Annotated in this window: 23 protein-coding genes and 1 pseudogene; 12 read left to right on the forward strand and 12 right to left on the reverse strand. The window is 66.6% G+C overall.

All coding sequences use genetic code 11. The features are described 5' to 3' along the window. Positions 1-41 precede the first annotated feature (41 nt). A complete protein-coding gene (queG, locus tag K0M74_RS18820; protein ID WP_293975928.1) occupies positions 42-1,094 on the forward strand; it encodes a tRNA epoxyqueuosine(34) reductase QueG in 1,053 nt (350 codons plus the stop codon). A 7-nt stretch (positions 1,095-1,101) separates the two neighbouring features. Here queG and K0M74_RS18825 read toward each other — a convergent pair whose 3' ends face one another. Together K0M74_RS18825 and K0M74_RS18830 are read right to left on the reverse strand one after the other, a co-directional pair. Next, positions 1,102-1,482 (reverse strand): hypothetical protein, encoded by a 381-nt coding sequence (locus tag K0M74_RS18825; RefSeq protein WP_293975930.1) that lies wholly within the window; start codon positions 1,480-1,482, stop codon positions 1,102-1,104. After that, on the reverse strand, positions 1,482-2,162 hold the full coding sequence (locus tag K0M74_RS18830) for an EI24 domain-containing protein (protein WP_293975932.1): 681 nt from the start codon (positions 2,160-2,162) through the stop codon (positions 1,482-1,484). The genes K0M74_RS18825 and K0M74_RS18830 overlap by 1 nt, the downstream gene beginning before the upstream one ends. 108 nt (positions 2,163-2,270) lie before the next feature. On the opposite strand from K0M74_RS18830, the gene K0M74_RS18835 reads away from it, so the two are divergent. Further along, a complete protein-coding gene (locus K0M74_RS18835; RefSeq protein WP_293975934.1) occupies positions 2,271-3,269 on the forward strand; it encodes an adenosine kinase in 999 nt (332 codons plus the stop codon). Positions 3,270-3,322: 53 nt separating this feature from the next. Further along, positions 3,323-3,580: a hypothetical protein gene (locus K0M74_RS18840; protein ID WP_293975936.1), complete on the forward strand. Its 258-nt coding sequence runs from the start codon at positions 3,323-3,325 to the stop codon at positions 3,578-3,580. A gap of 13 nt (positions 3,581-3,593) precedes the next feature. Here K0M74_RS18840 and K0M74_RS18845 read toward each other — a convergent pair whose 3' ends face one another. The 3 genes from K0M74_RS18845 to tsaD form a co-directional block, all read right to left on the reverse strand. Continuing rightward, positions 3,594-5,129, reverse strand: a complete 1,536-nt coding sequence (locus tag K0M74_RS18845; protein ID WP_293975938.1) for a lipopolysaccharide biosynthesis protein — start codon at positions 5,127-5,129, stop codon at positions 3,594-3,596. 76 nt (positions 5,130-5,205) lie between these two features. After that, a complete protein-coding gene (locus tag K0M74_RS18850) occupies positions 5,206-6,213 on the reverse strand; it encodes an NAD(P)H-dependent glycerol-3-phosphate dehydrogenase (RefSeq protein ID WP_293975940.1) in 1,008 nt (335 codons plus the stop codon). Next, the gene (gene tsaD, locus K0M74_RS18855; RefSeq protein ID WP_293975942.1) at positions 6,210-7,244 is read right to left on the reverse strand and encodes a tRNA (adenosine(37)-N6)-threonylcarbamoyltransferase complex transferase subunit TsaD; all 1,035 of its coding nucleotides are present in this window, start codon (positions 7,242-7,244) and stop codon (positions 6,210-6,212) included. The genes K0M74_RS18850 and tsaD overlap by 4 nt, the downstream gene beginning before the upstream one ends. Before the next feature lie 62 nt (positions 7,245-7,306). Here tsaD and hemC point away from each other — a divergent pair, with 62 nt between their 5' ends. The 5 genes and pseudogenes from hemC to K0M74_RS18880 all read left to right on the forward strand — a co-directional run bounded on the left by hemC (position 7,307) and on the right by K0M74_RS18880 (position 12,327). Further along, positions 7,307-8,254: a hydroxymethylbilane synthase gene (gene hemC / locus K0M74_RS18860; protein ID WP_293975944.1), complete on the forward strand. Its 948-nt coding sequence runs from the start codon at positions 7,307-7,309 to the stop codon at positions 8,252-8,254. Then, positions 8,251-8,940 carry a uroporphyrinogen-III synthase gene (locus K0M74_RS18865; protein WP_293975946.1) on the forward strand — a complete coding sequence of 230 codons (690 nt, stop codon included), beginning with the start codon at positions 8,251-8,253 and terminating at the stop codon, positions 8,938-8,940. The genes hemC and K0M74_RS18865 overlap by 4 nt, the downstream gene beginning before the upstream one ends. A 19-nt stretch (positions 8,941-8,959) precedes the next feature. Beyond that, on the forward strand, positions 8,960-9,877 hold the full coding sequence (locus tag K0M74_RS18870) for a mitofilin family membrane protein (RefSeq protein WP_293975948.1): 918 nt from the start codon (positions 8,960-8,962) through the stop codon (positions 9,875-9,877). 47 nt (positions 9,878-9,924) lie between these two features. Beyond that, entirely contained in the window at positions 9,925-11,130 is a 1,206-nt protein-coding gene (locus K0M74_RS18875; protein WP_293975950.1) for an acyl-CoA dehydrogenase, read from the forward strand. Next, a pseudogene (locus tag K0M74_RS18880) lies at positions 11,120-12,327 on the forward strand (CaiB/BaiF CoA-transferase family protein). The gene K0M74_RS18875 and the pseudogene K0M74_RS18880 overlap by 11 nt, the downstream one beginning before the upstream one ends. 55 nt (positions 12,328-12,382) lie before the next feature. Here the strand turns inward: K0M74_RS18880 and K0M74_RS18885 are convergent. After that, positions 12,383-14,731 (reverse strand): TonB-dependent receptor, encoded by a 2,349-nt coding sequence (locus tag K0M74_RS18885; protein ID WP_293975952.1) that lies wholly within the window; start codon positions 14,729-14,731, stop codon positions 12,383-12,385. 205 nt (positions 14,732-14,936) lie between these two features. On the opposite strand from K0M74_RS18885, the gene K0M74_RS18890 reads away from it, so the two are divergent. Beyond that, entirely contained in the window at positions 14,937-15,572 is a 636-nt protein-coding gene (locus tag K0M74_RS18890; RefSeq protein ID WP_293975954.1) for a TetR/AcrR family transcriptional regulator, read from the forward strand. Between the two features lie 131 nt (positions 15,573-15,703). Here K0M74_RS18890 and metW read toward each other — a convergent pair whose 3' ends face one another. Both metW and K0M74_RS18900 read right to left on the reverse strand, forming a co-directional pair. Continuing rightward, positions 15,704-16,288 carry a methionine biosynthesis protein MetW gene (gene metW / locus K0M74_RS18895; RefSeq protein ID WP_293975956.1) on the reverse strand — a complete coding sequence of 195 codons (585 nt, stop codon included), beginning with the start codon at positions 16,286-16,288 and terminating at the stop codon, positions 15,704-15,706. Positions 16,289-16,290: 2 nt separating this feature from the next. Further along, a complete protein-coding gene (locus tag K0M74_RS18900) occupies positions 16,291-17,412 on the reverse strand; it encodes a homoserine O-acetyltransferase (RefSeq protein ID WP_293975958.1) in 1,122 nt (373 codons plus the stop codon). A gap of 79 nt (positions 17,413-17,491) precedes the next feature. On the opposite strand from K0M74_RS18900, the gene hisC reads away from it, so the two are divergent. Both hisC and K0M74_RS18910 read left to right on the forward strand, forming a co-directional pair. Beyond that, the gene (gene hisC, locus K0M74_RS18905) at positions 17,492-18,607 is read left to right on the forward strand and encodes a histidinol-phosphate transaminase (protein WP_293975960.1); all 1,116 of its coding nucleotides are present in this window, start codon (positions 17,492-17,494) and stop codon (positions 18,605-18,607) included. Between the two features lie 2 nt (positions 18,608-18,609). Then, positions 18,610-19,518, forward strand: coding sequence for a prephenate/arogenate dehydrogenase family protein (locus tag K0M74_RS18910; RefSeq protein WP_293975962.1), 909 nt, complete (start codon positions 18,610-18,612; stop codon positions 19,516-19,518). An 84-nt stretch (positions 19,519-19,602) separates the two neighbouring features. Here K0M74_RS18910 and K0M74_RS18915 read toward each other — a convergent pair whose 3' ends face one another. The 4 genes from K0M74_RS18915 to ftsE are packed head-to-tail and all read right to left on the reverse strand — an operon-like array spanning position 19,603 to position 22,494. Beyond that, entirely contained in the window at positions 19,603-20,322 is a 720-nt protein-coding gene (locus K0M74_RS18915; RefSeq protein ID WP_293975964.1) for a 1-acyl-sn-glycerol-3-phosphate acyltransferase, read from the reverse strand. Positions 20,323-20,333: 11 nt separating this feature from the next. After that, positions 20,334-20,864, reverse strand: coding sequence for a YdcF family protein (locus tag K0M74_RS18920; protein ID WP_088439911.1), 531 nt, complete (start codon positions 20,862-20,864; stop codon positions 20,334-20,336). Next, a complete protein-coding gene (locus K0M74_RS18925) occupies positions 20,861-21,766 on the reverse strand; it encodes a cell division protein (RefSeq protein WP_293975967.1) in 906 nt (301 codons plus the stop codon). Before K0M74_RS18925 ends, K0M74_RS18920 begins: the two co-directional genes overlap by 4 nt. Next, positions 21,763-22,494: a cell division ATP-binding protein FtsE gene (gene ftsE, locus K0M74_RS18930; RefSeq protein ID WP_088439913.1), complete on the reverse strand. Its 732-nt coding sequence runs from the start codon at positions 22,492-22,494 to the stop codon at positions 21,763-21,765. Before ftsE ends, K0M74_RS18925 begins: the two co-directional genes overlap by 4 nt. 170 nt (positions 22,495-22,664) lie before the next feature. Between ftsE and K0M74_RS18935 the strand changes: the two genes are divergently transcribed. Continuing rightward, complete coding sequence (locus tag K0M74_RS18935; protein WP_293975971.1) at positions 22,665-23,414, forward strand: zinc-ribbon domain-containing protein; 750 nt, start codon at positions 22,665-22,667, stop codon at positions 23,412-23,414. The last annotated feature ends 7 nt before the right edge of the window (positions 23,415-23,421 follow it).

Raw genomic sequence — 23,421 nt, forward strand, 5'->3', positions numbered from 1 at the left:
CAAGCTATGGCACGGACAGGCGGCTCGCGTATAGAGCGGCAATGGTTGCCGAAGCCTTGCCTGTGTTGGAAGACCGCCTGGAGGCGGTGGCGCGCGTGCATGGCTTTGTTGCGTTCGGGATCGCCGACGCGGGCGCCGCGCCGCAAACCGCGGAGCGGCTGAATCAGTGGCTTGCCGAGGGCCGCCACGGCGACATGATCTGGATGGAAAGCCGCGCCGCACAGCGCGGATCGCCACAGGGGCTGTGGCCCGAGGTGCGGTCGGTGATCGCGCTGGGAATGAGCTATACGCCGGCGCATGACCCGTTGGCGCTTGCTGAGCACCCCGACCGCGGGCGGATTTCGGTCTATGCGCAGGGCGGGGACTATCATGACGTCGTCAAACGGGCGCTGAAGGCGGTCGCGCGCTGGCTGGTCGCCGAGGCTCCCGGCGCCGAAGTCAAAGTGTTCGTCGATACCGCGCCGGTGATGGAAAAGCCGCTATCGGCGGCGGCGGGGCTTGGCTGGCAGGGCAAGCACAGCAATCTGGTCAGCCGTGAGCATGGCAGCTGGCTGTTCCTCGGCGCAATCTACACGACGCTGGAGCTGGTCCCGAGCAATCCGGGGCGGGATCGTTGCGGCAGCTGTACCGCATGTCAGGACGCCTGCCCGACACAAGCGTTTCCGGCGCCGTACCAAGTCGATGCGCGGCGCTGTATTTCCTACCTGACGATCGAGCATGACGGGCCGATTCCGCATGAGCTGCGCCGCGGGATCGGCAATCGCGTCTACGGCTGCGACGACTGTCTCGCCGTCTGTCCATGGAACAAATTCGCCGAGACCGCGCACGCGCACCGGGCCTTCCTGCCGCGCGCCGAGCTGGTCGCGCCGTCGCTCGGCGACCTGCTCGCGCTCGACGATGCCGGGTTCCGACAGGTGTTCGCAGGGTCGCCGATCAAGCGCATCGGGCGTGGGCGAATGGTCCGCAACGCTGCGATTGCGGCGGGAAACAGCGGCGATGCCGGGTTTCGGCCGGTGCTGGAGCGGCTGACAGAGGATGAAACGCCGATGGTGGCGGAGGCGGCAAGGTGGGCGCTGGACGAATTGGCGTCGTGACGTCAACCTAGCGGCGCAGCGCCTCGATACAGCTCGGCACATTGGCGTTGCGGCCGTCGGGGGTGCGCGCGTCGACATGGGTCGCGAGCGGATCGGCGCCTTGTTTTGGCGCGTAATAATAGATGTCGAGGATGCAGGCGGCGCCAGCAAACTGCAATTTGCGCGCTGCGCCTTCAGCGACGTCAAGGCGCGGCTTGCCGAACAGGCTGAGCGCCGAATTTGCCGAGCGGCCGATCAGGCTGTTGTTCTGCGTCGGCCGCGGTGAGGTGATCGGACCTGCCGCCGGGGGCGCCTTGGGCGGGTTAGCGCGCGGAATCGCGTTACCCGCACAGCCGCCGAGCAGCAGGGCGAGGCCGGTGAATATCGCCAAGCGATTGTTGTTGATCATTACTTCCGGTCCCCGCTCCGCAAATGGAGCATGTGGACCGCCATAGCGGCGCTGACGATCGGCGCCAACAGATTGGCGACGGGCACCACAAAGCTTGCGGCGGACAGCAGCCCGAGCGACCAGCGCGCGGGCCGGTCGAGCCGCGGGCGGTCGGGGTGGCGCGCCAGCACCATCGCCTCGAGATCGCGGCCGAGCAGCAGGCCGTTGACGAACAAAGCGAAGATCGGGGTTCCGATGCCGGTGACGAGCAGCAGGATGTAGATCGGCAGCGCGAGCAGATTGCCGCCGATCAGCCGCACCACCGACGCAAGCGCGAGACGGATATTCTGCCGCCAGCCGACATCGACGGCGCGGGCGGCGGCGGCGGGATAATGGCGTCCTTCGACATCGGCGACGATCGCATCCGCGAACAGCCCCACGACGACGATCGCGACGGCGCGGAACAACAGCCAGCTGCCCGCGATGATCGCAAGGACGACCAATATTCCCGCCATGTCGCGCTCGCTCGCGCCGAGCCATTGCCAATGATCGAGCGCCCAGCGGGCGGCGAAATAGATCGCGGCGCCCATGATGACCAGCAGGAGGAGGGTGAGCGCCAGACTTTGCAGCAGGATGCGCAGCACGCGGGGGTTCGGCACATCGCGGAGCGCGAGCAGAAAGGCGCGGACGGCATGGGTCATGTTCGGGGGATGCGAGGGGGCGGGGCGCGCGTCAAGCGCCGCGCTTGCCTTGCCGCGCCGCCATCCCTAAAGCGCGGCAACTTTTTCCCGCCCATCACAGGATATTTTATGGCCTCCACCGCCCGTTTCGACGTTGTTGCCATTGGCAATGCCATTGTCGACGTCCTTGCCCGCGCCGACGACGCGCTGATCGAGCGTGAAAATCTGGTCAAGGGGTCGATGCGGCTGATCGACGCCGACGAGGCCGAGCGGCTCTATGCGGCGATGGGTCCGGCGATTGAAATGTCGGGCGGCAGCGCGGCGAACACCTTGGCCGGCATGGCGGCGCTGGGGCGCCGCTGCGGCTTTATCGGCCAGGTCGCCGACGATCAGCTGGGGCATGTGTTCACGCACGACCTCACCGCGCTGGGGGTCGCGTTCGACACCCCGGCCCAGGCCGATGGCGCGCCGACCGCGCGCTGCCTGATCCTCGTCACCCCCGACGGCCAGCGGACGATGAACACTTTCCTGGGCGCGTCGCAGAATTTGGGCCGCGAATCGCTTGACGCGGCGCTGATCGCCGACGCGGACATCCTCTATCTCGAAGGTTATTTGTGGAACGCCGATACCTCGCGCGCCGCGATGGCGGAAGCGATCGGGCTCGCCAAGGCGGCGGGTCGGCGCGTCGCCTTTACCCTGTCCGACACATTCGTCGTTGCGGGGCATCGCGAGGATTTCCGCCGCATGACCGCGGCGCGCGAAATCGACATCCTTTTCGCCAATGAAGCCGAACTGCTCGTGCTGGCGGAGGTCGATGATTTCGAAACCGCGCTCGCCAAGGTGGCTGCCGATGTCCCCTTGCTGGTCGCGACGCGCGGCGCGCATGGCGCGGTCGCGGTGACAGACAGCGAGCGCACCGCAGTCGCGGCGGAACCGATCGACGATGTCGTCGACACGACGGGGGCGGGCGACCTTTTTGCCGCCGGTTTCCTGTCGGGTCTGGCCGAAGGTCGCCCGATCGCCGACTGCCTGACAATGGGCGCGGTGTGCGCGCGCGAAATCATCGCCCAAGTCGGCCCGCGGGCGCAGACTGACCTGCGCGCCAAAGTCGCCGAACGGCTGGTTTAGGAACCTTCGCCGGTCCGAAGCGTCCTATCCGCCAAATGGCACAGGAGGACGATATGGCCGACGAAATTCACGAAACGCGCGCGCCCGACGGGTCGACGCACACCACGACGATCATCGATCGCGAACCGCGACGCGGCGGCGGCTTGGGCATGGGCCTGATCCTGCTGGTCGTGCTCGCGGTCGCGGGCTTCGTCGCATTCCAGTTCCTCGCCAACGACAACGCCGAAACGGGCGCGATGACCGAAGCGGCGCAAAAGGTTGGCGATGCGGCACAGAATGTTGGCGATGCCGCGCAGGATGCGGTGAAATAAGCTGCGCCCGACTTTAGACGGCGGTCGGTTCACCGGTCGCCGTCTCCGGATGTTTCTTGAACAGCGCGCGATCGGCGGGGCCGAAACCGCGGGTCCAGATCAGCCAGGAATAGATGCCGAGGATGACCGGCACGCCGATCAGCAGTTCGGCCCATTCGGGCAACTGCGTTGCGCCCCAGCCTAGGATCGCGGCGCCCGCGGTTGCCCACACCAGTGCCCAGCGCAGGCTGTTCACCGGGGCTTGCAGCACATGCGCGAGCAGCCGCGCTTTCACCACCGAGGCAAAGCCGAGCGCGAGCATCAGCGCGACCGCGACCGCGGCGGCGTAGGTGATCGGCGGTAGCCCCATCGATTTGGCGATCAGGATCAGCGTGACGCTCAATATCGCCTGCAACGCCAGCGTCGCCATGCTGATCAAAAGATTACGGTGGCGCGCGACATAGACCAGCGCCGCTTCGCTGACGACGGCGGTCGCGGCGACGACTTCGGCGGCGAGCAGGAAGGCGAGCGCCGCAGTTCCGCTGACGAATTCGGGGCCAACGAGGCCCATGACGGCCTCCCCCGGAATGCCCAGCGCAAGCGCGACCCCGGCCTGCGCGGCGATGATCCAGAAGCCGACCTGGCTGACTTGTGCCGCCACGGCGGCAAGCCGCTTTTCGGCGAGGTTGCGGGTGATGACCGGGCCGAGGATTGGCTCGAAGCTGGTTTTCAGCTTTTGCGGCAGCGAGGCGACCTGCTGCGCCATATAATAAATGCCGTAGATCGTCGGCGAGGTAAACTGGCCGAGGATGAACAGGTCGAGCCGGCGCGTGCCCCATTCGATCGCGTCGGCGGCAGCGAGCGGGGCGTTGCGCCGCGCAACTGCGATCAGGTGCGCGGGGTGCGGTTGCCAGCCGCGCGGCCCGCCATAATGGTGCAGCATCGGAATCAGCGCGGTCAGGAAAGCGCCGAGCATGGCGGCGGCGTAGGACAGCATCAGCCCGTCGCGTACCGACACGAACCAGAAACCCGCCGCCGCGGCGCTGATCACCCAGGGTTCGACGATCGCGCGCGCGCGCACCGTCGCGCCGATGTCGAAGCGGTAAGCACAGGCGGCGAGCGCGATATCGGTTCCGGCAATGGCAAAGACGAGCAGCGCCATCCAGCGATCGGCGCCGCCGATGTCGCCAGCGGGATACATGAGCTGCGGTAAGGCGAAGAGCAGCGCCGATCCCGCCGCCGAGGCGAGGAAGGCGACGAACATCCCGTCCCACACGACCGTGCGATGATCGGCGCCGTTTAAACTCAACTGTTCGGCGAGGCCGCGTTTGAGCCCGAGCGTCGCGAGCTGCGCAACGAGTTCGATGACGAGCACGGCAAAGGCGAAGCGCCCGACCGCTTCGGGACCGTACCAGCGGCCCGCGACATAGAGAAAGGGCAGGCGCGCCACGAGGCGCAGGATGAAGCCGAGGAAATTGGTCCGCCCGCCCTTGGCGAGCGCGGCGGTGTCGGCATCGCCCGAGGGGCCTGGTGCCGATGCGGGCGCGGCTGCGCTGTCCGTCTGGCTCAAGCCCGCCGCCCCTTCTGCTGGTCCCCGGCGCGCAGTCTAGCGCGATGCGGGGGTGCAGGCAATTCTCTGCTAAAGCTCACCGACCTTCGGATCGCAGCGGGCGGCTGAGCAGGGCCTGAATGGCATCAGCAACGCGCGTTTCGCCCGCGACCAGCCGCGCTACGGTATCGCAGATCGGCATGTCGATGCCGTCGGCGCGCGCCGCGGCGGCGATCACCGGGGCGCTGAACGCCCCTTCGGCGACGGTGCGGCGGTCGGCCATCAGCGTCTCGGCATCTTCGCCGCGCCCCAGCCCCTGGCCGAGCGTGAAGTTGCGCGAATTGGATGAGGTGCAGGTCAGCACGAGGTCGCCGAGCCCGGCGAGGCCCGCGAGCGTTTCCGCTTGCGCGCCGCGCGCCAGTCCGAAACGCGTCATTTCGGCAAAGCCGCGGCTGATCAGCGCGGCGCGGGCGTTGAGCCCAAGGCCGGCGCCGTCGACGATGCCGCAAGCGATGGCGAGGATATTCTTGATCGCGCCGCCAATCTCGGCGCCGATGACGTCGGTCGAGACATAGGGGCGAAAATGCGGGCGCGCGATCGCGCCTGCGATGGCGGCGGCAAGGTCGCGATCGGCCGCGGCGAGGGTGATTGCGGTCGGCAGCCCCGCGGCAACCTCATGCGCGAAGGTCGGTCCCGACAGCACTGCGTGCGGTCGCTGCGGCGCCAGTTCGCGCGCCATGTCGATCGGGAAAGCGAAGCTGCCCGCCTCCATCCCCTTACTGCAGAAGATCAACGGCGCGTCGCCCGCGGGGAGTTCGGCAAGCACGGCGCGCAGGAACGGTACCGGCACAACGACGAGAAGCGCGTCGCAATTTGCCATGTCGGTGAGTGCGCTGGTTGCGGTCAACGAACCCGAGAGCGCCGCGCCGGGTAGAAACACCGGATTGCGATGCTCGGCGTTGATCGCGGCGACAACATCCTGTTCGCGCGCCCACAGGCGGATGGGCGCGCCGTCGGCGGCGAGCAACTGCGCCAGCGCGGTGCCCCAGGCGCCGCCACCGACCACGCCGAAGTTGTGATATGACGTCATGCTTTCACGTGTCATGCTTTCACTCCGGCACCGCGCACGGTTTCCGCAGCGGGATCGAGCGGCCAGCGCGGGCGCGCAGCGACCGACAGATCGTCGAAAAGCCCCGCGGCGAAGCGCTCGGCGCCGGCCCACGCGATCATTGCGCCATTGTCGGTACACAGCCACAGGGGCGGCGCGACGAAGGGCCGGTCGAAGCGTGCCGCCAGATCGGTCAGCGCGGCGCGGATCGCGCCGTTGGCGGCCACTCCGCCCGCCACGACGAACGCCGTTGCATCGGGACAAGCCGACAGCGCTATATGGCTGCGATCGACGAGGCAGTCGACGACCGCTTGCTGGAACGAGGCGGCGAGATCGGGGATGCTGTGCGTTCCGGTGGCGGCGGCACGCGCTACGGCGCTTTTGAGCCCGGCGAAGGAGAAATGCGGCTCGGGGCTGCCGACCAGCGGACGCGGCAGCGGCACGGCGTGCGGATTGCCATTCTGCGCGATCCGCTCGACCGCGGGGCCGCCGGGATAGCCGAGCCCGAGCAGCTTGGCGGTCTTGTCGAACGCTTCGCCCGCCGCATCGTCGATCGTGGTGGCAAGGCGGCGATAATCGCCGACGCCCTTGACCAGCAGCAACTGGCAATGACCGCCCGAGACGAGCAGCAGCAGATAGGGGAAGGCGAGGCCGGGTTCCACGAGGCGGGGCGACAGCGCATGGCCTTCGAGATGGTTCACCGCAATCAACGGTTTGTCCGCGGCATGGGCAAGTGCCTTGCCGGTGACGAGCCCGACCATCACCCCGCCGATCAGGCCGGGACCGGCGGTCGCGGCAATCGCGTCGACGTCGGCGAGCGAGACGCCCGCATCGGCGAGGACGCCAGCAATGATCGGTGCCAGCCGGTCGACATGCGCGCGCGCCGCGATCTCCGGAACGACGCCGCCGAAGGGGCTGTGCTCGGCCTCCTGCCCCGCGACACGGTGCGCGAGGATGCGCCGGTCGCTGTCTACGAGCGCCGCAGCAGTTTCGTCGCAGCTTGATTCAAGGCCAAGGATGAGAGTCATAATCGTTCGCATCCCTTACCCGCCCCTTTATCGGCAGGGCAAGCCGCGCTAGCAGCGTCGCGATGACTGACTTACCAACAATCGAACGGCCGCTGCGGATCGGTACCCGCGCATCGCCGCTGGCGATGGCGCAGGCGCATATGACGGTCGCGGCGCTGATGGCGACGCATGGCATAGTGTCCGAGGCGCTTGAGATCGTGCCGATGACGGCTACCGGCGACCGCATTCAGGACCGCGCGCTCGCCGAGGTTGGGGGCAAGGAGTTGTGGACGCGCGAGCTTGACGCCGCGCTCGACGCCGGGGTGATCGATATCGCGGTCCATTCGCTGAAGGATGTGGAGACGCTGCGCGATGCGCGGTTTGCTCTCGGCGCGATGCTCGAACGCGCCGATCCGCGCGACCGGCTGGTGGTGCGCGAGGGGATGGAGGCGACGAGCGTCGCCGACCTGCCCTACGGCGCGCGACTGGGGACGAGCAGCCCGCGCCGCGCCGCGCAGATCCAGCGAATCCGTCCCGACGTGGCGCCGGTGCTGCTGCGCGGCAATGTCGCGACGCGGCTGGCGAAGCTGGCGGCGGGCGAGGCCGATGCGACCTTGCTGGCGGCGGCGGGGCTCGACCGGCTGGGGATGCATGCGGTCGGCACGCCGCAGGACGCCGCGGTGCTGCTGCCTGCGGCATCGCAGGGCGCGATCGGCATTGAGTGCCGCGCCGACGATGGCGACACGCTCACGCTGTTGCTGGCGATCGATCATGCGCCGACCCACCGCGCGGTGGCGACTGAGCGCGCCTTTCTGGCGGCGTTGGGCGGTGATTGCCGCTCGCCGGTCGCAGCGCACGCGCACTGGCGCGATGACGGCATGTTGCAACTCGACGCCGAGATTTTCTCCGAAGACGGCGCCGATCATGCCGCGGGTCACGCGCTGATCGACCATGACGATGCGGCGGCGGCGCTGGCGCGGCGGTTGCTCGATGACGCCCCCGAGACGGTGCGGCGGCTGTTCGCGGCATGAGCAGCGGCCTGCCGCTGATCGTCACCCGTCCCGAGCCGGGCAACAGCGCCACGATCGCGCGCGCGATGACCCTGGGATTTGATGCCCATGCGATGCCGCTGTTTGCCGCGCGGGCACTGCCGTGGACGGCGCCGGCGCCGCAAGATTTCGACGCGATGCTGCTCACTAGCGCGCAGACAGTCCGACTAGCCGGGCCGCAGCTCGCACGCCTTGCTGTGCTTCCGGTTTTTGCGGTGGGCGGGGCGACCGCCGATGCCGCACAGGAGGTCGGATTGACCGTTGTGCGAACCGGCAAGGCGAATGCCCAGAGTCTTCTTGATGCCATGACGTCGGAAAATATTGCCCGGATATTATGGCTTTGCGGTCGCGATCGGTCAGACTTCGACCCGCGCGGAGCGGCGCTGGAGCCGCTGACTTGCTATGCGGTCGATCCGGTTGCGCCGTCACCGGATTGGCAGAAATTCATCGCCGCACCGGCGGTTCTGCTCGCACATTCGGCGCGCGCGGCGCAGCGGATTGCCGACCTTGTAGGCCCACAGCGCGCGCATCTGGCGTTGGTTGCGATCAGCCCCGCGGTCGCGGCCGGGGCGGGAAAAGGCTGGGGCGAATTGGCCGCGGCAGCGGCGCCGACCGACGCGTCAATGTTGGCACTGGCGTATGCTTTGTGCCACAAGGGGGAAAAATAGGGTCGTTCGAAAGAGACATATGGCAATCGACAGCATCGACACCCCCTCGCCCATGGCCGAGGCGGTCCCGGCGAGGGGACCATCGTTTCGCCTGCTCGCCATCGCTGCCCTGCTCCTGCTGCTGGTCGGTGTTATTGGCGGCGGCTGGGCGGTGAATCGCTGGTTGACCGGCGATGCCACCGCACCTGCGGCGAAAGCGATCGACACGCAGGCGGTCGGCGATCTCACCGACCCGGCACTGCCCGCGGGCGCCGCGCCAAAAGGCGCCGCGGCAGGACAGCCGTTGATCGTCGCGCCGGTCGATGGCGCCAATGCGCTGGCGGCGCGCGTTGCCGAACTCGAACAACGACTGTCGCGGATCACGCTTGAGGCCGAATCGGCGTCGGGTAATGCGTCGCGCGCCGAAGGGCTGCTTGTCGCCTTTGCAGTGCGCCGCGCGCTCGATCGCGGGCTGTCGCTCGGCTATCTCGACGCCCAGCTGCGGCTGCGCTTTGGCGACGACCAGCCCAACGCGGTGAAAACGATCATCGAAACGTCGCGCGAACCGGTGACGCTCGAACAATTGCGCACCGAACTCGACACGCTGGCACCGCAGCTCGTCGGCCGGGGCGACGACGATAATGGCAGCCTGTGGACGGGTTTTCGCCGCGAGCTGAACGAGTTGTTCGTGGTGCGCGCTGCGGGAACGCAGTCGCCGCGCGCCTCGGCACGGCTCGAGCGCGCGCGCCGCTATCTTGGCGCGGGTCAGGCCGACAAGGCGATTGCCGAGGTCGAGGCGATGCCCGGCGCCGCGATGGCGAACGACTGGCTGATCGATGCGCGGCGCTATCATGAGGCGCGGCGTGCGCTTGACCTGATCGAGACCGCCGCGATATTGGAGCCGCGCGACAGCCCGGCTGCCGCATTCGCCCGCAGCACCGCGGCACCGACCCCCTAGCGCGCGTCCCGAAAGGGCTGCTCGCCATTAAGAGAAAGCCCCTTTGCATGGCCCTCGCCGACCCGCAGCGCATCGAAGCGCTCGACCCGCTCGATCCCCTTCAGCTCGACGCTGAGCTCGGCGAAGAGGAGCGGATGGTGCGCGACACGGCGCGTTCCTATGCGACCGATGCCCTGCTGCCGCGCGTCACCTCGGCGTTTCTCGATGAGCGGTTCGACCGCGAGATCATGTCCGAAATGGGCGCCCTTGGCCTGCTCGGTGCGACGATCGATCCCGAATATGGCGGCGCCGGACTGAACTATGTCAGCTACGGGCTGATCGCGCGCGAAGTCGAGCGCGTCGATTCGGGCTATCGCTCAGCCTGTTCGGTGCAAAGCTCGCTCGTGATCCACCCGATCAATGCCTATGGCAGCGAGGAACAGAAGCGGAAGTATCTGCCCGGGCTGACCTCGGGCGAACTGGTCGGCTGTTTCGGGCTGACCGAACCCGACGCGGGCAGCGACCCAGGCGGGATGCGGACGCGCGCCGAAAAGATCGCCGGCGGTTACCGCCTCAAGGGCGCCAAGATGTGGATTACCAATTCGCCGATCGCCGACGTGTTCGTCGTGTGGGCGAAGTCGGAGGCGCATGACGGCGCGATCCGCGGCTTTGTACTCGAAAAGGGCATGAAAGGCCTGTCGGCGCCGAAGATCGAGGGCAAGGTGAGCCTGCGCGCATCGGTCACCGGCGAGATCGTGATGGATTCGGTCGAGGTGGGTGAGGACGCGTTGCTGCCGCATGTGTCGGGGCTGAAAGGCCCGTTCGGTTGCCTCAACCGCGCGCGCTACGGCATCGGTTGGGGCGCGATGGGCGCGGCGGAGTTTTGTTACGAGGCAGCGCGCAACTACACCGGCGAGCGCAAGCAGTTCGGGCGGCCGTTAGCGGCGAACCAGATCGTCCAGCTCAAGCTCGCTAACATGCTCACCGAAATCGCGCTGGGCTTGCAGACGGCGCTGCGCGTCGGCCGCTTGATCGACGAAGGGCGGCTGATTCCCGACGCGATCAGCCTGCTCAAGCGCAACAATTGCGGCAAGGCGCTCGATATCGCGCGCGTCGCGCGCGATATGCACGGCGGCAACGGCATTTCGGCCGATTATCATGTCATCCGCCACGCGGTGAACCTCGAAACCGTGAACACCTATGAGGGCACGCACGACGTCCATGCGCTGATCCTGGGCCGCGCGATCACCGGCATTTCCGCTTTTGGCGGATAGCGCGGCGAAACCCCTCGCAGGCATCCGCGTCGTCGAACTGGCACGGGTGCTCGCGGGGCCGTGGTGCGGGCAATTGCTCGCGGACCTCGGCGCCGGGGGGATCAAGGTGGAGGGGCCGGGGGGCGGGGGGGGCGGTGGGGGGGGAATTTGCTCGGGTACCGGGGCGCCGTGGTTATCATGGTCCCGCGGCCGGGGGTCGGCGACGACACGCGCAGATGGGGACCGCCGTTCATCATGGGTGAAGACGGCGAGAATCTGGGCGCGGCCTATTATCACAGCACCAATCGCGGCAAGTCGGGGGTGGCGATCGATATTGCGACCACCACGGGGCAGGCCGAGGTCCGAACCCTGATCACCGATGCCGATGTGGTGATCGAAAATTACAAGGTCGGCGGGCTCGCCAAATATGGCCTCGACCCCGCGACGTTGCTCGCCGATTTTCCCCGGCTGATCATGTGTTCGATAACCGGCTTCGGGCAGACCGGCCCCTATGCCCACCGCGCGGGCTATGATTTCATCATTCAGGCGATGGGCGGCGCGATGGCGCTGACGGGCGAACCCGACGGGCCGCCGCAAAAGGCGGGGATTGCCTATGCCGACATCTTTACCGGCATGTATTCGACCGTCGCCATTCTCGCGGCGTTGCGGCGGCGTGACGCCACCGGACAAGGCGCGCATATCGACATGGCGCTGCTCGATTGTCAGGTCGGGGTGCTGGCCAACCAGGCCGCCAATTACCTCGCGAGCGGCGTGTCGCCGGGGCGGATGGGCAATGGCCACGCCAATGTCGTCCCCTATCAGGCGTTCGCGACTGCCGACGGCCAGCTGGTGATCGCGGTCGGCAATGACGGTCAGTTTCGTAAATTATGTATGATTTTGGGCGAGCGGGGCTGGGCCGATGATGCGCGCTTTGCCACCAACGCGGCGCGGCTGGCCAATCGCACCACGCTGATTCCGCTGCTGGCAACTAAAGTCGCGGGTTGGGACGCGCAGCCGCTGGCGCTGGCGCTGGAGGCGGAGGGTGTCCCCGCGGGGCCGATCAACGACATCGCAGCGGTGTTTGCCGACCCGCAGGTGATCGCGCGGGGGATGCGTTTTCGGCCCGAGGGGACGGATGTCGATGGGCTTGCGAGCCCGATCGTCATTGATGGCGAACGAATGGTCGCAGCTGGCGGGGCGCCGCCGCTCGCGGACTGAAAAAAGGGGCGCCGTTGCCGACGCCCCGTTCCCCTTTTTTCCGATATTCAGTAGCTCAGAATTTCACCGTGCCGGTGACAAAAACCTGGCGCGGGTTGCCGTAGAAAGCGGTCAACGTGCCTTCGGTGCCGAGCGCCGAGGTCGGCAGGCCGTTGCCGCCGATCACCGGCACGCCGGTGGTCGGGTTGACGTTGATGAAGGTATAGCCCGAGGTCTTATATTCCTTGTCGGTCAGATTCTTGCCGAACAGCCCGACGCTCCAGCGATCGTCGGGTGCGGTATAGACGATGCTGGCGTCGAGCAGCGCGAAGCCCTTTTGGTCGATATAGGGGTTCGGGATTTCGAACTGATAGGTCTTGCTCCGGTATGACAGCGTCGTCCCGAAGCTGAGGTCACCGTCGCCGATCGGGGTCGCGTAAGCGAGCGTGCCGCTAGCGGTCCATTTCGGCGTATTCTGCACTTGGCGGAAATCGGCGACGTCGGTCGGCACGCCGCCGATGTTCGACACATATTCCTTATAGTCGGCGTCGATGTAACCGAGCGCGGTCGACAGCGTAAGCCGATCGCCCGCCGCCGCCAGATCTTCGCCAAGTCGAACACGGCCTTCGAATTCGACGCCCTTGAAGGTTGCCTTGCCGGCGTTCGACACGACGCCACAGAAACTGGGCAGGCCGCTAACGGTACAGGCGACCGAGCCCGGGATCTGGACGTCGGTGTAATCGGCATAGAAACCGGCGATCGCGACATTGACCGCGCCGTCCATCAGGCTGCCCTTATAACCCACCTCATAGCTTTCGACCTGTTCGGGACGGAAGCTGAGAAACGCGGCGATTTCGTCGTCGCTGCGGGTGCCGTTGCCGTCGGTGTCGGGGGCATTGACGCCGACGCCGCGTGGATCGAAGCCGCCGCCTTTGAAGCCCTGCGAATAGCTGGCGTAGAGCGTGTGGTCGGGGGTCGGCTTGAACGACAGCGAGGCACGTGGGGTAAATTTGTTGAAGCTGCGCTTGCCATTGAAATCGGTCCCCGGGGCGCCGAAAGGAACCCCGGCGCCGCCGAAGACGGGCGATCCGCCACCGAGATAATTCTGGCGCAGGATCGATGCTTCGCGCGTGTCCCACGTATAGCGGCCACCGACCGAAAGGCTGAGCTGCTCGGTAAAGTCGAAGGTCGCATCGCCGAATACCGCAAAGGTCGTGGTGTCGACATCGGCTTCGGTAAAGGCGGTCAGCCCGGCGAAGGTATTGAAGATGCGGACGTCGAACAGGGTGTCGGCGGTCGCGTCGAGATAATAGAAGCCGAGCAGGCCTTTCAGGCGGTCGCCCTCATAGAGCAGCTGGAATTCCTGGCTGATCTGTTCGTTGAAGTAGAAGCCGGGAACGTCGACGTCGACCGCGGGCAGCGCGTCGAAGTCGATCGGAGTCGCCGACGTGTCCTTGCGCCAGGCGCTGATCGACCGCAGCGTCAGGGTGTCGGTCAGTTCGGCGGTGACATTCATCGCAAGTCCGTAGGATTCGATCTCCTGCGTCGGATCGATAAGCCCGCCGCGGCTGTCGAACACATTGTCGAGCACCGGCGCGCCGGTGGCGAGCGACGGAATCAGGCGGTGGCCGCCGCGCGGCGCGCTCTTGTCCTTGGTGTAGTCGCCCGAAATGCGGATCAGCACCGGCTGGCCATAGCCGCCGAGCTCGACGGTGCCGCGGCCGGCCCAGACGTCCTTGTTGTAATTTTCCAGGCCGGTGGTGAGATTGTCGCCGAACCCGCCGCGCGACAGCCGCGCGATCGAACCGCCGACGCGCAGCAGGTCGCCGATTGGGGCGCTGGCGGTGACAACCAGATCGGCCTGGTCATAGGTTCCGAGCGTGCCCTTGATCTTGAGCGAAAACTCCTCCGGCAACTGCTTCGTCACATATTTGACCGCGCCGCCGATGGTGTTGCGGCCATAGAGCGTACCCTGCGGTCCGCGCAGGATTTCGATGCGTTCGACGTCGTAGATATCGAGCACCGCGGCCTGCGGGCGGTTGAGATAGACGTCGTCGAGATACAGGCCGACCCCCTGTTCAAAACCCGAAACCGGGTCCTGCTGCCCGACGCCGCGGATGAAAGCGCTGAGCGTCGAATTGGTGCCGCGCGATACTTCGAGCGTTGTGTTCGGGGTGGTCTGGCCGATGTCGGTAATGTCGATCGCGCCGGCCTTGGCGAGCGCTTCGCCCGAATAGGCGGTGATCGCCACGGGAACGTCGATCAGGCGCTCGTCGCGGCGGCGCGCGGTGACGATGATTTCGTCATCGCTGGTATTGGCGTTGGCGCCTTCATCTTGCGCAAAGGCGGCGGGGACAAAGGCGAGCATGGACAGCGCGCTCGAAGCAAGAACGGCGCGGCGCAGCGAGCGAGCGAAAGGACGCATGTTGGACTCTCCCATGTAAGAAGCGGCCGCTTGCCGCCCTTTTCGTTTTTCTTGGGCTCGGTGCTTGCCAAGCCGCGACGCACCCAATAATGAAACATGAACCAAGTTTCAACTTGGAATATGACTTCGACGTTTTTTGCTTGCCAGTGGTGCGAAAAAGCCACGATTCAGCGAGGGGCGTGTGGAGGGGAGACGGGAAAGAGTTATGGATCAGCCGCAAGACGGAGCACCGGACACCGCGGGCGAAGCGCGCGACAAGACGCCGCGCACCGAACGCGGGCGCCGCACTTTGCGCAAGCTGCTCGACGCGGCGGCGGTCGAGTTCGGCGAGCGCGGTTTTCACGAAGCGTCGATCAGCGGCATCACGCGGCGTGCCGGGACTGCGCTGGGCAGCTTTTACACCTATTTCGATTCGAAGGAGGAGATCTTCCAGGCGCTCGTCCGCTACATGAGCGAGCAGTTGCGCGACCATGTCACGCCGCTGGTCCAGGCGGCGCCCGACGAGATCAGCGCCGAACGCATCGGACTTGAATCGTTCCTCGGCTTTGTGCGCGAGCATAAGGAAATCTACCGGATCATCGATGAGGCCGAGTTCGTCGACTATGCGAGCTATCGCCGGCATTATGAAACGACGGTGGCGCGCGTGCGGCAGCGGCTGGAGGCAGGCGCCGCGCGCGGCGAGATTCGCGCCGACGTCAGCGAGATTCACGCCTGGGCGATTGGCGGCATGAACGTGTTCTTGGGTATGCGCTATGGCTTGTGGGACGAAGACGCCGACATCTCGGAGATTGCGCGGATCGCGAATGATTTTGTCGCGCACGGGTTGCTAAAGCGGAACTAACTCGCCGCCGCCGCGAAGGGGGCCGGGAGTCACGTCCCTCACGACACGGCCGCTGGCAACCTTGAGCTACGCCGATAGCGGCCGCGTTCAGAGGCGCGTGACTTTGAAAGGCCCTTCGCGGAGGCGACCGACTATCGCGAAATCAAGAAAATCGCATGTTCGGCGCGCCAGGTTGCCGCGGCGGGGCTCGTCGGTTTGTCTCCCGACAGATACCAGGCCGCCTCGACCCCGATCCCCTTGGCGCGTAGCAGGTCACGAAAATCGCTGACCGTAACATGGTGGATATTGGGGGTTTCGTACCAAGCGACGGGCAGCAACCGCGTCACCGGCATCCGCCCGCCCCAGAGCAGGTCGAGCCGGACGCGCCAATGGGCGAAATTGGGGAAACTGACGAAGGCGCGCGGCGCGATGCGGAGCAGTTCGTCGACCACCCGGTCGGGCCGCTCGGTCGTTTGCAGCGTCTGCGACAGGATCGCATAGTCGAACGCGTCGCCCGGATAATCGGCAAGGTCGCGGTTGGCGTCGCCCTGCACCACCGACTGGCCTCGCGCGATCGCCGCGGTGACATTCACCGGGTCGATTTCGAGCCCGCGCGAATCGACGCCCTGATCCCTGAGCGCCGCCATCAACTCGCCATCGCCGCAGCCGACATCGAGCACGCGGCTGCCAGTCGGCACTGCGGCGGCGATGATCGCGAGGTCGGGGCGCAGCGCCATCGTCAGAAACCCCCGCCGAGCGCGCCTGCGACGATGCGGTCGAGCGCAGGAACGTCGAGCAGGAAGGAATCATGGCCGAAGGGCGCCGACAGTTCGACGAAGCTGGCCGACGCGCCGACGCTTTGCAGAGCCTGGACGATGCGGCGCGATTCGGCCGTCGGGTAGAGCCAGTCGGTGTCGAAGCTCACAAGCGTGAAGCGCACGTCCTTTGCTGCGCTGAAGGCGCCCGACAGGCGGCCGTCGTGCGGATCGGCGAGGTCGAAATAGTCCATCGCGCGGGTAATATAGAGATAGGCGTTGGCATCGAAGCGGTCGGTAAAGGCGAGCCCCTGATGGCGGAGATAGGATTCGACCTGGAAATCGGCGTCGAAGCCGAAGCTCTTGATGTCGCGCGCCTGCAGGCGGCGGCCGAATTTCTCGGTCAGCCCTTCTTCCGACAAATAGGTGATGTGCGCCGCCATGCGCGCGACGGCGAGTCCTTTGGTCGGCGCGCGCGCGCTGGCATAATATTGGCCGTCCTGCCAGTCGGGGTCGGCCATGATCGCCTGCCGTCCAACCTCATGAAACGCGATGTTCTGCGCCGAATGGCGCGCCGCGCTGGCGATGACAACCGCTGACGCGATCCGTTCGGGGTAGGCTGCAGCCCAGGCGAGCGCCTGCATCCCGCCCATCGAACCGCCGACGACGGCATGAAGTCGTTCGATGCCGAGCTGGTCGAGCAGCATCGCCTGCGCGCGCACCATGTCGGCGATGGTGATCACCGGAAACGCCATGCCGAGGGGTGCGCCGGTGGCGGCGTCGGGGGTTGCGGGGCCGCTTGACCCCATGCAACTGCCCAGCACATTGGCGCAGATAACATGAAAGCGATCTGTATCGATCGGCTTGCCGGGGCCGACCATCCGCGCCCACCAGCCGGGCTTGCCCGTCGCGGGATGGTCGCTCGCGACATATTGGTCGCCGGTCAGCGCATGGCAGATCAGCACCGCGTTCGACTTGTCGGCGTTGAGCGCGCCATAGCTTTGATAGGCGATCGTCACCGACGGCAGGCTTTGCCCGCTGTCGAGCGGCAGCGATGATGCGATCGTCACGCTGTGATGCTGGATCTGGTGGAGCAGGCTGGCCATGGTTTGCGCGGGGCTAAGCGGGCGCGCGAAGCCTGTCAACGTGCTGGACTTGGGCGTCCTAGCCGTTAAACGGCGCGGCATGACCGACACGACGCAAATGCTCACCCCGAAGCCGTGGATCTGCGGTATCGCTCCCTATGTTCCCGGCAAGTCGGCGGGGGCCGACGGGCGTCCGCTGATTAAACTCAGCGCGAACGAGAATCCGCTGGGGACGGGTGAGAAAGCCCGCGCTGCATTCGCTGCGGCGCAGGCGGCACCCGACGCCTTGTCGCGCTATCCCGATCCCGGGTCGGTCGAGCTGCGCGCGGCGATCGCGGCGAAGTTCGGGCTCGATCCGGCGCGGATCATCTGCGGCAACGGGTCGGACGAGCTGCTGCACTTGGCGGCGGGCACCTATGCCGGCGTCGGCGACGAGATTTTGTATGTGCGCTATGGCTTTGCGGTGTACGAGATCGCGGCGCGGCGCGTTGGCGCGGTCCCGGTCGAGGCCGATGACCGCGACTATGCGACCGACGTCGATGCGTTGCTCGCCGCAGTAACCGAGCGGACCCGCGTCGTCTATCTCGCCAATCCGAACAACCCGACCGGGACGCTGGCGTCGAAGGACGAGGTTGCACGGCTCTATGCCGGGCTGCCGAAGGATGTGCTGTTCGTGATCGATCAGGCCTATTCCGAATATCTGACCGACGTCGAGGACGACGGCGGGCTCGAACTCGCGAAGACGCAGCCGAACGTCTTTATCACCCGCACCTTTTCGAAGATCCACGGGCTTGCCGCCGAGCGCATCGGCTGGGGCTATGCCTCTGCCGACGTAATTTCGGCGCTGCACCGTATTCGCCTGCCTTTCAACGTCACACGCGCGGGGCAGGCGGCGGCGATCGCGGCTATCGGCGACGAGGAATTCGTCAATTCCAGCCGCGAGCATAATGCCAGGTGGCGGAGCTGGCTGGCTGACGAACTCGAAAGCCTCGGAAATCATGGCGTGCGTGTGGTGCCGTCAGCGTGCAATTTCCTGCTTGTCCTGTTCGAGGGCGATGTGAGTGCCGAGACGGTCTACAACCGGCTGATGGAGGCGGGCTATATCGTCCGCTGGCTGCCGGGGCAGGGATTGCCCGGCGCGCTGCGGATGACGATTGGCACCGAGGACGAGACGCGCGGGCTGGCGGCGGCGATCCGCGCGGCGCTGAACGGCTGATTGTGTCGCGGCGCGTCGAACGGCTGGCGATCATCGGGCTTGGCCTGATCGGATCGTCGATCGCGCGCGCGGTTAAGGAACGGCTGCCAGCTGTGATGGTCACCGGCCATGACGCCAGCGCCGACGTGCGCGAAATCGCGCAAACGCTGGGGTTGTGCGACGCGGTGATCGATGATGCTGCGGGCGCGGTCGCCGATGCCGATCTGGTCATCCTGGCGGTGCCGGTGGGTGGCATGGCCGCGGCGGCGTCGGCGATGGCGCCGGGACTGGGCAAGGACACGATCATCTCCGACGTCGGATCGTCGAAGGCCAGCGTCGCCGAGGCGTTGGGACATGCGTTGCCCGGCCATATCGTCATCCCCGCGCATCCGGTCGCGGGAACCGAGAACAGCGGCCCCGCCGCTGGCTTTGCCAGCCTGTTCGACGGGCGCTGGTGCATCGTTACCCCCGATGCCGCGTCACCCGCCGACGCGGTCGCTGCGCTGACGGCGTTCTGGGAGGCACTGGGCGCCAAGGTCGACGTCATGGACGCCGCGCACCACGACATGGTGCTCGCGGTGACGAGCCATTTGCCGCATCTGATCGCCTATACGATCGTCGGCACCGCCAGCGAGCTGGAGGAGGTCACCGAGAGCGAGGTGATCAAATATTCGGCGGGCGGCTTCCGTGATTTCACCCGCATCGCGGCGAGCGACCCGGTGATGTGGCGCGATGTGTTCCTGGCCAACAAGGATGCGGTGCTCGCGACCCTGCAGCGGTTCAACGAAGATCTGACCGTGCTGCAGCAAGCGATCCGACGCGGCGATGCCGACAAGTTGGAAGACTGGTTCACGCGGACGCGCGCGATCCGGCGGTCGATCATCGCCGAGGGTCAGGATGACCCGGCGCCTGATTTCGGGCGGAAGCATTAGCTAAACGTCAACCACGCGGAGGCGGGGACCGCCATCGGCCTTGCTCTACTACTCCAGCGGCCCCCGCCTTCGCGGGCGCGACGATCAGGCTTTCAACAACGCCTCAGGGGGATTAAGTGCATTGATCGCCGCGCGCACGCGCTTCTCGGCCTCTTCGCGCGGCAACCCTGCAGGAATCGTCTCGCCGATCTTGTAGGTGATCGTGCCGGGCCATTTGACCCAGCGGCGCGGCGGAAAGGCGAGGCCGCTGTTCACCGCCACCGGAATCACATCGACCCCGAGCAGGCGGTACATGCCGGCAAAACCAGGGCGTAGCGGCGGCGCTTCGCCATGCGGTACCCGTGTCCCCTCGGCAAACAGCACCAGCGGGCGGCCCGCGGCCAGCGCCGCCTTCGCCGCGCTCAGCATTGCGCGCATCGCCTTTCCGCCGCCATCGCGATCGACGGGGATCAGGCCATAGAAACGCGCCGCCTGCCCCCAAACGGGAATCGAAAACAGCTCTTCCTTGGCGAACACCGCAGGATGTTTGAACAGCCCCGGTTGTTCGACCGTCTCGAATGCCGACTCATGCTTGAACACGTACAGCACCGGGATGTCGGGCATCTCGCCCTCGACCACAATTGTCTGGCCGAGCAGGAAACGGCAGAACAGCCGGTGCGCCTGCGCCCAGATGCGCACGAAAAAGATCGTGCCGCGGTGCGAGATCGGCAGCGCGACAACCCCGCCGATCGACGAGATGGCACTCATCACGAAAAAGGCGATCCAGAACAGGATCGAGCGGATCAGGGCGATGGTGTAGCGCATGGACGTTGCGCTTACAGGCCGAGTAGGCCGCCCGCCAGCCCCGCGAGATATTTGTGATATTCGCGAAACAGCGTGGCAAAATTGGGCTCACTGCGCACCGCGTCGGGCAGGATCGTCACCTTGTCGCCGATCGCGCGGCCGATTTCATATTCGGCGCGGCGCATGTGCCAGTCGGTTGTGACCAGCCGCACCGTTTTATAGTTGCGCCGCGCAACCCAGGTCGCGACCTCGGTCGCGTTCGAGCGCGTATCCTCGGCCTCGAATCCCAGCGCGATGCAGCAATCGAACAGCGCCGTCGGGCGCCTGTATTCGGCGGCGAGTTCGCGTGGTTTCACCTCGCGCGCGACGCCGCTGATCAACAGCCGCTTGGCATCGCCCGCCTCGAGCCGCTCAAGCGCCCGGTCGATGCGACCAGGTCCGCCCGTCAGCACCACGATGGCGTCGGTTTTTTGCGCCGCCGCGGGCAAGGGCGGCAGCAGCGCGAACCACGCAAATCCCAGCACCCAGGCCAGGAAGAGAAGGGAAATAAGGCGCTTGATCATAAAATCTTCTTGAGCGCGGCGAGCAACGTCTGGCGCGCCGTCAGGGCTGCGAGCGCGATAGCCAATAGAGGGAGCGCCAGCAAGAGCGCCCAGCCGGTCGGCCCGAGCGAGGCGGTGGCGGCGAGCCCCGAAGTGATCCCCGCCCATTGCCAGCCGATCAGCAGCAGGATCGCCGCAGCGACGACGCTGCCGAGCGCAATGCCATAGCCGGTGTCGATCGCGATCCGACGCTGGAACAGCCGCGTGATCTGGCGGTCGGTCGCGCCGATCAGGTGGAGCATCTCGATCGTCGCAAAATGGGTGCCGAGCGCGGCGCGTGCGGTCATGATCACTACCGCTGCGCTGGCGAGCGTCATCAACAATACCAGTCCGCCGGCGATCCACGCGAGCGAGGCGATCAGCTGCGCGACCGGCCCCAGCCATTCGGCATGCGGGATGATCCGGGCGCCGGGAGCCTCGGCGGCGACGAGTGCGCGCAGTTGCTCCATATGGCGACTTCGGTTTTCGCCGACAAAATCGATGTCGACCAAGGCGGGAAGGGGGAGCGAGTTCAGCACCGGATCGTCGCCATCGGCGCTGCCGAACCATTGGCCGAGCGTCGCCTGCAATTCCTCGCGGTCGACCGCACGCGCTGACAGGACAAAGGGCTGCGCGGCGGCGGCACGGCGCAGCGCCGCGGCCTGTTCGGCGCGCGTCACCGGGTTGGGGGTGACGATCTGTACCGTCACGCGCCCCGCGATCGCGCTGCCGATCGCGTTCGCCGAGCGCGCCAGCCCGACCCCCGCGGCGGCGGCGAGCAGGGTCAGCATCATCAATATCGCGATGACCCACGGCGTCGGCCCCGACAGGCGGCGGTCGGGCAGCAGGCGGCGGTGCTGGATGGGGACGCGCGGGATGATCATGCGCGATTGGCCGGGGGATAGCGCAAGGCGCCGGTGGGATCGGCGAGCCGCCCCTTTTCCAGCCGCATCATCTGGGCATTTTCGATCCGGCTGATAAGGTGGATATCGTGGGTCGCGACGACGACGGTGGTGCCCAGGCGGTTGAGCGCCTCGAACAAGCCCAGCAGGCGCATTGCCATTTCGGGATCGACGTTACCCGTCGGCTCGTCGGCGACGAGCAGCTGCGGCCGTGCGATCACCGCGCGCGCGATTGCCACGCGCTGCTGCTCGCCGCCAGACAGCGTGGCAGGGCGCGCATCGGCGCGGTCGCCGAGCCCGATCCAGCTGAGCATTTCGCCGACCGGCCCTGACAGATCCTCTTCGCTGACCCCCGCGATGCGCAGCGGCAGCGCGATATTGTCGCGCGCCGACAGATGCGGGATCAGGCGGAAATCCTGAAACACCACCCCGATGCGGCGGCGAAAGCCGGGCAGGCGCTGGCGCGGCATGTTGACCAGATCCTCGCCGAACAGGCGGACGATACCGCGGCTCGGCCGCTGCGCCAGATAGAGCATCTTGAGCAGCGACGTCTTGCCCGCGCCCGATGGTCCGGTGAGGAAATAGAAGCTGCCGGGTTGCAGGTTGAAGCTGATGTCGCACAGTACTTCGGCGTCGGGGCCGTAGCGCAGGCCCACCCCGTCAAATTCGACCATCGCGCCGCCGGGCCGCGGGCTTGGTGCGTCCGTCATGGCGTCACACGCGCGACGGTTTGCGCGGGAAAATGGGAACGAAAAAGGGGCGCAGCGGCGCTCATGCCTCGCCTGTTACACGGCTGCTGTGTCAGGTAAAGCGGGGAGTGGGCGCCCCGCGGCGACGTGGCGCTTGCAACACCGCGAATCAGCGTGTTTAGAAGGGGACCATGATCCTCGCCTGCCCGTCCTGCCGCACACGTTATGTCGTCCCCGATACGGCGATCGGCCCAACGGGGCGCACCGTGCGCTGCGCCAGTTGTCGCCACAGCTGGTTTCAGGAGCCCGCCAAGATCGATCCGGCAGCGGCTGCGCCTGTGGTTGAGCCGGTCGCGGCCCCGGCAGCCAAACCCGCGCCATCCTTTACCGAAAGCCCGGCGTCGGTGGCTGAGCCGCCGCCGTCGCCACCCCAAGCCTTTGCCGCCGATCCGGCACCGCGGCCGGCGCCCACGATCGTTGACGAAGCGCCGCTGCCGTTCCGACGCCCGCGCCGCAACCCGGCTAAGCGCTGGACGCTGATCGCCGCAAGCGCCGCGGCATTGATGATCACCGCGACCGCTGGGCTCACTTATTTCGGCCTGCCCAGCTGGGCACAGGGGCTGGGGCTGCCCGGCATGACTGCCGAGCCCGATCTGGTGATCGAACTACCCCCCAATCAGGATCATCGCGAACTCGCCGATGGCACCATCTATTTCGCAGCATCGGGGGTGATCATCAATCCGACCGACCGCGAACAACGCGTCCCGCCGATCCTTGCCGAATTGCGCGATGCGCAAGGGACGATCGTCTATAGCTGGACGATCAAGCCGCCGGTGCGGATGCTGCCGCCCAATGAAAAGGTCAATTTCAGCGAGGCTAAGCTCGACATTCCGCGCCGCGCCACGCAGCTGACGGTCAGCTGGGCTTTGCCGAAAAGCTAAGTCTTAC

This window comes from Sphingopyxis sp. (assembly GCF_019459305.1).
Classification (GTDB): domain Bacteria; phylum Pseudomonadota; class Alphaproteobacteria; order Sphingomonadales; family Sphingomonadaceae; genus Sphingopyxis.